This is a genomic window from Flavobacterium johnsoniae (assembly GCF_001879205.1).
In the GTDB taxonomy this organism is placed as follows: Bacteria; Bacteroidota; Bacteroidia; order Flavobacteriales; family Flavobacteriaceae; genus Flavobacterium; species Flavobacterium johnsoniae_A.
Genome location: NZ_MLFK01000002.1, coordinates 605160 through 616907, shown reverse-complemented (window position 1 = coordinate 616907; position 11748 = coordinate 605160). Strand labels below are relative to the sequence as shown.

General features: G+C 36.8%; 5 protein-coding genes. All 5 read left to right on the top strand.

The window, feature by feature from the left end; translation table 11 throughout:
• Positions 1-78 precede the first annotated feature (78 nt).
• A complete protein-coding gene (locus BKM63_RS05060) occupies positions 79-2574 on the top strand; it encodes a glycoside hydrolase family 2 TIM barrel-domain containing protein (protein ID WP_071635536.1) in 2496 nt (831 codons plus the stop codon).
• 290 nt (positions 2575-2864) lie between these two features.
• The gene (locus tag BKM63_RS05055) at positions 2865-5264 is read left to right on the top strand and encodes an alpha-xylosidase (RefSeq protein ID WP_071635535.1); all 2400 of its coding nucleotides are present in this window, start codon (positions 2865-2867) and stop codon (positions 5262-5264) included.
• 437 nt (positions 5265-5701) lie between these two features.
• Positions 5702-7708 carry a glycoside hydrolase family 97 protein gene (locus tag BKM63_RS05050; protein WP_071635534.1) on the top strand — a complete coding sequence of 669 codons (2007 nt, stop codon included), beginning with the start codon at positions 5702-5704 and terminating at the stop codon, positions 7706-7708.
• 86 nt (positions 7709-7794) lie between these two features.
• Positions 7795-9366: a GH39 family glycosyl hydrolase gene (locus tag BKM63_RS05045; protein WP_071635533.1), complete on the top strand. Its 1572-nt coding sequence runs from the start codon at positions 7795-7797 to the stop codon at positions 9364-9366.
• Positions 9367-9509: 143 nt separating this feature from the next.
• Positions 9510-11747, top strand: coding sequence for a glycoside hydrolase family 3 C-terminal domain-containing protein (locus BKM63_RS05040; protein WP_071635532.1), 2238 nt, complete (start codon positions 9510-9512; stop codon positions 11745-11747).
• Position 11748 lies beyond the last annotated feature (1 nt).

The following is an 11748-nucleotide window of genomic DNA, read 5'->3' as shown; positions in this document are numbered from 1 at the left end:
AATGAAATAAATTTTGGTTAACTAATAACTTGGAAGCAGCCGAAAAACTGCTTTCAGGTTATTAAAATTTAAAACACTATGTTTAAGCCGACTGCATATAAAAAAATAGGATTATTCTTTGTCAGCTTGTTGTTTTTCACAGCCTGTAAAACAACAACAAATGAAAAATTTAGCAACAGAAAAGTTTCTTTTAATGAAGATTGGAGTTTTCACTTAAATGACAGCATTATTGATAAAGATACCATCGGCACTTCGACAAAATGGAGAACATTAAACGTTCCTCACGATTGGAGCATCGAAAGGAATTTTGATGAAAAAAGCCCTGCAGGTTACGGCGGAGGCGCACTAAACGGAGGTTTGGGCTGGTATAAAAAAACATTTAAAGTTGCTGCGGCAGACAGCACAAAAATAACCTCAATCACTTTTGATGGTGTTTATAAAGACAGCGAAGTCTGGGTAAACGGCCATTATTTAGGAAAACGTCCAAACGGATATATTGGTTTTCAATATGAAATCTCTAAATATTTAAATTACGGAGAAAAAAATAATGAAATAATTGTTAAGGTTGACAATTCAAAACAACCCAATTCTCGCTGGTATTCGGGATCAGGAATTTTTAGAAATGTCTGGATCGAAACCACAGATAAACTTCATGTTGCACAATGGGGAACTTATGTGACAACGCCAAAAGTTACTGCTGACACAGCTTCGGTAAATATTGAAACTACAATTCAGAATCAATATCCGACTTCAAAGAAAGCAACATTAACAACAACTATTTTTTATGGTATAGGAAATGATCTTAGAAGAATAAAATCGACTAGTCAAAATATAACAATTGGTGCAAATGCCAATCAAAAAAGTAAGCAAAAAATACAAGTACCAAATCCTGTTTTATGGTCAGTTGAAAAACCAGAATTGTATACCGCATTTACGGAAATTTCGCTTGACGATAAAATCATTGATCAATACAAAACCAATTTCGGAATCAGAGATTTTAAATTCGATTTGAACAAAGGTTTTATTTTGAATGGCAAACAAGTTAAAATAAAAGGAGTTTGTCTGCATCACGATTTGGGTCCGTTGGGTTCTGCAATTAACACGCGCGCGATCGAACGCCAGTTAGAAATCATGAAAGAAATGGGCGTAAACGGAATCAGAACTTCACACAATCCGCCTGCACCAGAACTTTTAGACCTTTGCGACAAAATGGGTTTCATTGTCATGGATGAAGCTTTTGATATGTGGAAACAAACTAAAACTAAATACGATTACGGAAACGATTGGGACAAATGGCACAAGAAAGATTTAGTAGATCAATTGCTGCGCGACCGAAATCATCCAAGTATTTTTGTTTGGAGCATCGGAAATGAAATTCCGGAACAATGGAATGAAAAAGGTGTGGAAATTGCCAAAGAATTAGCAGCAATAACGCGCCAATATGATAAAACACGTCCGTTGACTGCAGCGATGAATCCGCCGGTAAACATGAATATTGATGCCGTGACTTTACAGTTTGAGAAAAAAGATGTTTCGATCAATCCGCTTGCCGGATCAGGTGTTTTAGATTTAATTGGATACAATTATGCGCATCAAACATATGAACATCATCTGAAGAATTTCCCTAATACACCTTTCATCGCAACCGAAACAACTTCGGGACTGCAGACAAGAGGATATTACGATGCCTTTTCAGACACCATAAAAAAATGGCCGGTAAGATGGGATCTTAAATTTACAGAAGGAAATCCTGGAAACACGGTTTCGGCTTACGATCAGGTACAGACGCCTTGGGGTTCTACACACGAAGCAACCTGGAAAGTAATCAAAAAACACGATTTCCTTTCTGGAATGTACATCTGGACTGGTTTCGATTATATCGGAGAACCAACGCCATACGAATGGCCGTCAATAAGTTCTTATTTCGGAATCGTTGATTTAGCCGGTTTCCCGAAAGATGTGTATTATATGTACCAAAGCGAATGGACAGACAAAACGGTACTGCATATTTTTCCGCATTGGAACTGGAAGGCTGGACAAACTGTTGATGTTTGGGCATATTATAACAAAGCCGATGAGGTGGAACTTTTTGTAAACGGAAAATCGGTTGGAAAAAGAAGTAAAAAAGGAGATGATTTACACGTAATGTGGCGAATTCCTTTTGAAGCAGGAACCTTAAAAGCAGTTTCTCGTAAAGACGGAAAAGGAGTTTTAGAAAAAGAAATTAAAACGGCTGGAAATCCGTCGCAATTAAAATTGACTGCGGATAGAAGTACGATAAAAGCAGATAAAAATGACTTGTCATTTATTACAGTTGATATTTTAGACGATAAAGGAACATTAGCTCCAAATGCTAATAAAGAAATTAATTTCTCTTTAAAAGGAAACGGAAAAATTGTTGGAGTTTGCAGCGGAGATCCGGTAAGTCATGAACCGTACAAAGGAAATAAACACACAGCTTTGGCTGGAAAATGTTTAGTAATTGTACAATCTGGAGATAAATCTGGAAGATTGGAATTAACCGCTAAAGCGAATGGACTAAAACAAGCCACAATCGTAATTACAGCAGAATAGTAGTGTATAATTCAGCGTATAGATTTAAAAAAAAATATAGCCACAGATTAAAAGGATTAAATCTGCTAGAGAAAAAAAATCCTTTCGAATCATTTTAATCTGTGGCAAAAAATAAACACATAGAGACATAGATTTTTGTTTCTGTAAAAAGAGAATAAAAAGAAACTAGTTTCTAACACATAGAACTATGTGAATTTAAACAAATGAAATGCCTTTTTAGCGCAAAGAAAAACTATGATTCTATGTGTTTAAAAAAAAAAAGGCTTTTGAATAAAAAATAAAAACAACCAATGAAAAAATCACATTTAAAAACCTTGTTTTCGATTTGCGTTTTTGGACTTCTTACAGTTCCAAATGCTTCAGCTCAAATTCAGAACGCAGATGTACTGAACGCACCAATTGATATCAGTAAAGATTTTCAGAACTATCTGAACACTTTTTATTTTGCTGATGAGTTGGCCTCTTTTGATCCTGCAACAGGAAAAGGAACAATCAAATATTTAAGATACAACTACAAAACGCGTCAGGCTTTCAACAACATGATGATGAAACCTGATGTAGAAAAAGCAAACGAATTCCCAACAACAGAATACGCAGAATCTCCGGTTTTGCCGTTTGAAATTCAGTTTGTTTCGGATAGAACAGTTCGAATCAAAACGACTTCCGGGCCGCAGTTTCATCCACAAAAGGAATCTTTAATGCTGGTTGACGGCGTTGCGCCAAATCACCCGGAATTATGGAAATATTCTAAAATCGAAGGCGGGCATAGCTATACAAGCAAACACGGAAGAGTTGAAATCTTGACAAAACCTTGGCACGTAAAAATCTACGATGAAAAAGGGAAATTGTTGACAAGCACTCTTCACGATACCGATTTTAAAAACACATACACACCAACACTTCCGTTTTCTTACGTTCGCAGAAACAGCGATTACTCTAGAAGTATGGGCGCGGCGTTCAGTTTAGAGCCAGACGAAAAAATATTTGGCTGTGGAGAATCTTTCACACAATTCAACAAACGCGGTCAAAAAGTAGTTTTATGGACAGATGACGCCAACGGAATCCAAAATGAAACGATGTACAAACCGATTCCGTTTTACATGAGCAGCCGCGGCTACGGTGTTTTCATGCACCATTCTACACCAATTACGGTTGACTTTGGAAAATATTTTTCAAGTGCCAACGAAATGTACATTGGCGATGACGAAGCCGATTTGTTTTTCTTCATTGGAGAACCAAAAGACGTTTTAGATCAATATACCAATTTAACCGGAAAAGCTGCCATGCCGCCGCTTTGGTCATTTGGTTTCTGGATGAGCCGTATCACGTATTTCTCAGAAAAAGAAGGACGTGAAGTTGCAAGAGATTTGCGTAAATACAAAATCCCAACCGATGTCATTCACTTTGATACCGGCTGGTTTGATGTAGATTGGAGAAACAATTATGAGTTTGCAAAATCTCGTTTTCCAGACGCAACCAAAATGATGTCTGATTTAAAGAAAGACGGTTTCCAGGTTTGTTTATGGCAATTGCCGTATTTCACGCCAAAGAATACTTTATTTCCAGAAATCATGGATAAAAACTTAGCCGTAAGAGACAGAAAAGGAAACCTTCCTTATGAAGATGCCGTTTTAGATTTCTCAAACCCTGAAACGATAACTTGGTACCAAGGAAAATTGAAAAAATTATTTGATGAAGGCGTAGCCGTTTTCAAAGTAGATTTTGGAGAAGCTGCACCGCCGGACGGAATCTACCATTCTGGAAGAACTGGTTTCTACGAGCACAATTTATATCCTTTAAGATACAATAAAGCTGTTGCTGAAATTACGCAGAAAGAAAAAGGATATACCTTAATCTGGGCGAGAAGTACTTGGGCAGGATCGCAGCGTTATCCGTTACATTGGGGAGGAGATTCTGAAACTTCAAACGGAGCCATGTCGGCAGAATTACGCGGCGGACTTTCATTAGGTCTTTCTGGTTTCAGTTTCTGGAGTCATGACGTTGGAGGTTTTGCCACTAAATCTCCTGAGAATATTTACAGAAGATGGACACCATTCGGAATGTTGACGTCTCACGTAAGAAGCCACGGAGAACCGCCTCGAGAGCCTTGGTTGTACAGTAAAGAGTTCTTAGAAGGATTTAGAAAAGCAGATAATATGCGTTACGAATTAATGCCGTATATCTATGCTCAGGCAAAAGAAAGTTCTCAAAAAGGTCTTCCGATGATGCGTGCTTTATTTGTAGAATATCCAAATGATCCCGGAGCTTGGTTAGTTGATAATCAGTATTTATTTGGATCCAGTATGTTGGTTGCACCGCTTTTTGAAGAAGTAGAAGAAAGAGACGTTTACCTTCCAGAAGGAACTTGGATCGATTACCAAACTAAAAAAGTATACCAATCGGGATGGCATAAAATTAAAGCCGGCGAAGTGCCAAGTGTAGTTTTAATTAAAGACGGAACAGCAATTCCACACATCGGTTTAGCGCAGTCTACAAAAGATATGGATTGGAGCAAATTGACATTAAAAGTATACGCAAGCGATAAAACAACAGCGGCAACAGCTAAAGTATTTTTACCAGAAGGCGATGCCGTACAAGAAATAAAAGTTACTAAAAACGGAAACAATTTTGATGTAACTGCAAATCCGTTAAACGGAAAAACCACTTTCAAAACGGAGTGGGTAAAATAAAAGTTTGCCACGAATTACACGAATTGCACGAATTTTTTGCCACAGATTAAAAGGATTAAAAATTAAAAATCTGCTAGATCTGCGAGAAAAAATCAACACACAGAAAAGAAAAAATCATTTAAATCTTTTAATCTGTGGCAAAAAAAGATTTGAAAAATAAAATCTATTAGAAAATATTTAAAACATAGAGACTATGTTTGTTTAAACTAGTGAAACGCCTTTTGTTAAGTTCCGATGAACTATGATTCTATGTGTTTAAAAAAAATAGTCAAAGATTAAGAAAAAGAAAACACACAGAAATCATTTTAATCTGTGCAATCTGTGGCCAAAAAAATAAATCCCAACTTAGGATAAAAATAAGTTTTTGTTGAGTTTCTAAATCGGGTGAAAGCACTTGCAACACCCGATTTATTAAAAATGAATTAAGAAAAAATATCATGAAAAAACACCTGATTCTTCCCGCTTTATTACTTTCAGTTTCGATTGGATACAGTCAGAAAAGTAAAAATGCTTATGAACTGGCTTCGCCAAACGGACAAAACAAAATTAAATTTGAATTAGTAAAAAACGCTCCAAAATATGGTGTTTCTCACGGAAAAACCGAAGTGATTTCACCGTCAGAAATGGGATTTTTATTAAAAGGAAATGAAGATTTAAGCACCAATTTCGAAATCAAAGGAGCTAAAACTTCAACCTTTGATGAAACTTGGGAACAAGCTTGGGGAGAAAAGAAAAATATTAGAAATCACTACAACCAATTGGTAGTCGATTTACAGCAGAAAACAGGAAACAAAAGAAAGCTGCAAATTCAGTTCCGTGCTTTTGATGACGGAGTTGCTTTTAGATATGTGTATCCAAAACAAAATGTAAAAGACAGTATTTTCATCATGGATGAAAAAACAACTTTCAATCTAAAAGAAGACGGAAAAGCATGGTGGATTCCGGCAAACCGTCCAGATCGTGACGAATACTTGTTTAAAGAAGCGGCAGTAAGTACATTGGATACCGTTTTGACTCCATTAACAATCGAAAGTAAAAGCGGTTTGGCCTTAAGTTTCCACGAAGCAAATCTATATGATTTTGCAAGTATGACTTTGGTAAACAATAAAGGAACAGAACTAAAATCAGACTTAGTGCCTTGGGCAGACGGAGTAAAAGTCCGTGTAAAAGATACCTTTACATCTTCTTGGAGAACGATTCAAATTGGAGAAAATCCGGGAGAATTGATTACTTCTTACCTGATTTTAAATTTGAACGAACCAGACAAATTAAAAAACACAGCATCTTATTTCAAACCCTATAAATACTTAGGAATCTGGTGGGGAATGCACATCGGAAAATATACATTTTGGGAAAGCGACAAACAAGGAGCAACAACCAAACATGCAGAAGAATATATCGATTTTACGGCAAAAGAAGGTTTCAACCATTTATTGATCGAAGGATGGAACAAAGGCTGGACGCCTGCTTGGTATGAAAACCGCATGCACATGTTCAGTTTCACGAAAAGCGCCGACAATTTTGATTTAGAAAAAGTAGTCGCTTACGGAAAAAGCAAAAACATTGAATTAATTGGATATCACGAAACAGGTTCGAACTTAATCAACTATTTAAAAGAAGTTGATGAAGGATTTGCTTTATACAAAAAACTGGGAATTCATACCGTAAAAATTGGTCACGTAGGTTCAAAATTGAACATGAAACAAATGCACTTCGGGCAATTTGGAGTGAACTATTTCAGATACATTTTAGAAAAAGCAGCACAATATGATTTAGCAGTTTTATACCACGAATCAATTAAAGATACAGGAGAAAGAAGAACCTTCCCGAACATGGTTTCGAGAGAAGCAGCACGCGGACAAGAATACAATGCTTGGAGCGAAGGAAATCCTCCAAACCACTTAAGTATTATTCCGTTTACAAGATTACTTTCCGGACCAATGGATTTTACGCCGGGAATTTTTGATGTTGAGGTAAAACAAGGTTATCCGGGAAAAAGAATTCAAGGAACGGTTGGGCAGCAATTGGCATTGTATGTAGTGCTTTATTCTCCAATTCAAATGCTGGCAGATCTTCCGGAAAACTACGAAGGGACACCAGCTTTACAATTCTTAAAAGATGTTCCGACAGATTGGGAAGATACCAAAATTGTAGAAGGAAAAATTGGTGAATACATTACAACAGCCAGAAAAGACAGAAACAGCGCTGACTGGTATTTGGGAACATTGACCAATGAAAATCCAAGAAAAGTAGACGTTTCATTATCATTCTTAGATCCAAATGCGACTTACGAAGCACAAATTTATGTAGATGCAGAAGGAACAAATCAAAAAAATAATCCTGAAGCAGTTGCTATTTCTAAGAAAACAGTAAAAGCATCAGACAAATTACAATTGAATCTAGGCGGTGCCGGAGGTGGTGTAGTGAGATTTAAAAAATTGTAATTGGAGTTAGAGGTTAAATGTTAGAAGTAAAAAGTTAAACCTGACAGGTTTCTAAAACCTGTTAGGATAACAAAAACAATTTTCAGATGAAAAGAATTTTAATACTGCTGGTTTTAATTCATTCAATGCAAATCATTGGACAAAATGGTAATGCTGGAAATCGAATCATAAAAGTTGATTATAAAAAAGAAGCAGGAAAATTAAACACCATGTTTAAAGAATGCATCGGTGCCGGAAGAGCAAACGAAGGTTTGAGAGCCGACTGGCAGCAGCAATTGGCATTGGTAAAAAAAGAATGCGATTTTAAATACATTCGATTTCATGGTTTGTTGTCTGATGATATGGCGGTTTATCGTGAAGATTCAAAAGGAAATCCAGAATACAATTACCAATACGTAGATGTTTTGTTTGATTATATTGTGAGCCTGAGAATGAAACCTTTTGTTGAATTAGGCTTTATGCCGAACGCCCTGGCAAGCGGAAAAGAAACTATTTTTTGGTGGAAAGGAAATGTTACGCCTCCAAAAGATTATAAAAAATGGGAAGATTTGGTTAAAAATCTAACCCAGCATTTTACAGAACGTTACGGAGTTGAAGAAGTAAAAACATGGTATTTTGAAGTTTGGAACGAACCGAATTTATCTCCGGGTTTTTGGACAGGAACGCAGGCAGAATATTTCAAATTGTATGATTATGCAGCTCGCGGTGTAAAAGCAGTAAACAAAGATTACAAAGTGGGCGGTCCAGCAACAGCAGGTGCAGGATGGGTTCCTGAAACTATAGACTTTTGTGCTAAAAACAACGTGCCGATGGATTTTGTTTCGACACATACTTACGGTGTAAACCAAGGATATTTGGATGAATTCGGAACTTCTGGAACCGTTTTGAGTCCAGACGAGAACAGTATTAGCGGCGACGTTATTAATTCGCGTAAGCAGATTACCAATTCGGCTAAACCCAATTTAGAATTGCATTATACAGAATGGAGTTCTTCGTACACACCTGCAGATCCCATTCACGACAGTTATCACTCGGCAGCTTATATTCTGCAGAAATTAAAACAAGTTGGCAATGCAGCCAACTCCATGTCGTATTGGGTTTTTACGGATATTTTTGAAGAACCAGGCCCAAGATTTACACCTTTTCACGGCGGCTTTGGATTATTGAATACGCAGGGAATCAAAAAACCGGCTTATTTCTCGTATCAGTTTTTGAACAAATTGGGAGAAACAGAACTTCAAAATTCGGATAAAGCTTCTTGGACTTCTAAAAATGCAAAAGGCGATGTACAAGTTTTACTTTGGGATTTTACCAATACACATCCGGGCGAAAAAGTTTGGAATCAAACCTATTACGTTAAGGATCTTCCATCAAAAGAAAAAGGAACTGTAAAAGTTGAAGTCGACGGATTGCAGAAAGGAAAATATACTTTAGAAATCTACAAAGTAGGTTACAAAGTAAATGACGTTTATGCAGATTATCTGGCGTTGAACAAACCAAATCAGTTAACGCGCGAGCAGGTAAACGCTATGAAAAAGAAAAATAACGGCGATCCGATTGCAACAGAAAATATAACAATAGATGCAAAAGGAACCTTTAGCAAAGAGTTTAAAATAAAAGAAAATGATGTTGTATTTTTAAATTTAGTTAAGCAATAGAAGCATAGAAAAGCTATGTGAATTTAAACCAGTGAAACGCCTTTTACAAAATGCAAAACTATGTTTCTATGTGTTAAAACACAGTACGAAATTCAACAATAAACTAAAAACAAAAAACCACAAACAACCTAATAATACTATCTATGAAAAACAAAATGATATACCTTTCGGCAGCTTTGGTTTTTGCCCTTTTTACTTCTTGTAAAAATGATGCCCAAACGACAGTTTCCAATTTAGATCAAACGGAAGAGTACGCAGGTAAAGAAATAGGAACAGAGCACGATGCAGAAATCGACAAACTGATTTCGCAGATGACTTTAGAAGAAAAAATCGGAATGCTGCACGGAAACAGCATGTTTGCTAACGCAGGAGTAAAACGTCTTGGAATTCCAGAATTAAAAATGGCCGATGGACCGTTGGGAGTTCGTGAAGAAATCTCACGTGACAATTGGGCGCCGGCAGGATTAACAAACGATTTTGCCACCTATTACCCAGCTGGAGGTGCTTTGGCAGCAACTTTTAATACTGCAATGGCACATACTTTCGGAACCAGTTTAGGAGAAGAATTGCGTGCAAGAGACAAAGACATGTTACTTTCGCCGGCTATTAATATGGTGAGAACACCGCTTGGAGGAAGAACATACGAGTACATGTCTGAAGATCCGTTTTTGAATAAAAAAATCGCTGTGCCGTTAATCGTTGGTTTACAGGAAAAAGACGTAATGGCATGCGTAAAACATTATGCAGCAAACAATCAGGAAACCAATCGTGATTTTGTAGACGTACAGATTGACGAGCGTACCTTGCGCGAAATTTATCTTCCAGCTTTTGAAGCTTCGGTAAAAGAAGCAAAAGCATACAGTATAATGGGAGCTTATAATAAATTTAGAGGCGAATACTTATGTGAAAACGATTATATGCTCAATAAAATCCTTCGTGACGAATGGGGATTTAAAGGTATTGTCGTTTCAGACTGGGCTGCGGTGCACTCAACAGGAAAAGCATTGAAAAATGGTTTGGATATCGAAATGGGAACTCCAAAACCATTCAATGAATTTTTCTTAGCAGATAAATTAATTGCTGCGGTTAAGTCTGGAGAAGTTTCAGAAAAAGAAATTGATCTTCATGTAAAACGCATCTTAAGAACGCTGTTCCAAGTAAAAGCAATGGGCGGCGGAACGCGTGCAAAAGGAAGCATCGCAACCGAAGCACATTACAAAGACGCTTACGAAATTGCAGCTGAAGCGATCGTTTTATTGAAAAATGAAAACAACACATTGCCGTTAAAATTAGACGGAGTAAAATCTATTGCCGTAATCGGAAACAATGCCACAAAGAAAAATGCTCTTGGCGGATTTGGAGCTGGTGTAAAAACAAAAAGAGAAGTTACACCGCTTGAGGGTCTCAAAAACAGATTACCTTCTACAATAAAAATCAATTACGCAGAAGGATACTTAGAGCGTTACGACGAAAAAAACAAAGGAAACTTAGGAAATATTACTTCTACAGGACCTGTTACGATCGATAAATTAGACGATGCAAAAGTTCAGGAAGCGGTAGAAGCGGCTAAAAACTCAGATGTTGCGATCATTTTTGCAGGTTCTAACCGTGATTACGAAACAGAAGCTTCAGACAGAAGAGATTTGCACCTGCCTTTTGGACAAGAAGAATTAATTAAAAAAGTATTGGCCGTAAACCCAAAAACTATTGTAGTAATGATTGCCGGCGCTCCATTTGATATTAATGAAGTAAGCCAAAAATCAGCAGCTTTGGTTTGGAGCTGGTTCAATGGTTCTGAAGGAGGAAATGCTTTGGCAGATGTGATTTTAGGAAAAGTAAATCCGTCAGGAAAATTACCTTGGACAATGCCTAAACAATTAAAAGATTCTCCAGCACATGCTACCAATAGTTTCCCTGGAGATAAAACGGTAAATTATGCAGAAGGAATTTTAATCGGATACCGTTGGTTTGATACTAAAAATGTGGCGCCTTTATATCCTTTTGGTTACGGATTATCGTATACAACTTTTGCCCTTGACAATGCAAAATCGGATAAAACAGAATATGCACAAAACGATGTTGTTGAAGTTTCCGTGAATGTTAAAAATACAGGAAAAACAGACGGAAAAGAAGTAGTACAATTGTATACTTCAAAATCAGATTCTAAAGTATCACGTGCTGCAAAAGAACTAAAAGGCTTCAAAAAAGTCTTAGTAAAATCAGGAAGTTCAGAAGACATTACGATAAAATTACCAGTAAAAGAACTGGCATATTACGATGTAACGGCTAAAAAATGGACGGTTGAACCAGGAAAATACACTCTAAGACTTGGAACTTCTTCAAGAGATATTAAAAAAGAAATCATTGTAACAATCAAATAAG

Bases quoted from the DNA above. Each gene is read 5' to 3' on its own strand.
- BKM63_RS05060 (WP_071635536.1), top strand. From the start codon at position 79: ATGTTTAAGCCGACTGCATATAAAAAAATAGGATTATTCTTTGTCAGC.
- BKM63_RS05055 (WP_071635535.1), top strand. From the start codon at position 2,865: ATGAAAAAATCACATTTAAAAACCTTGTTTTCGATTTGCGTTTTTGGA.
- BKM63_RS05050 (WP_071635534.1), top strand. From the start codon at position 5,702: ATGAAAAAACACCTGATTCTTCCCGCTTTATTACTTTCAGTTTCGATT.
- BKM63_RS05045 (WP_071635533.1), top strand. From the start codon at position 7,795: ATGAAAAGAATTTTAATACTGCTGGTTTTAATTCATTCAATGCAAATC.
- BKM63_RS05040 (WP_071635532.1), top strand. From the start codon at position 9,510: ATGAAAAACAAAATGATATACCTTTCGGCAGCTTTGGTTTTTGCCCTT.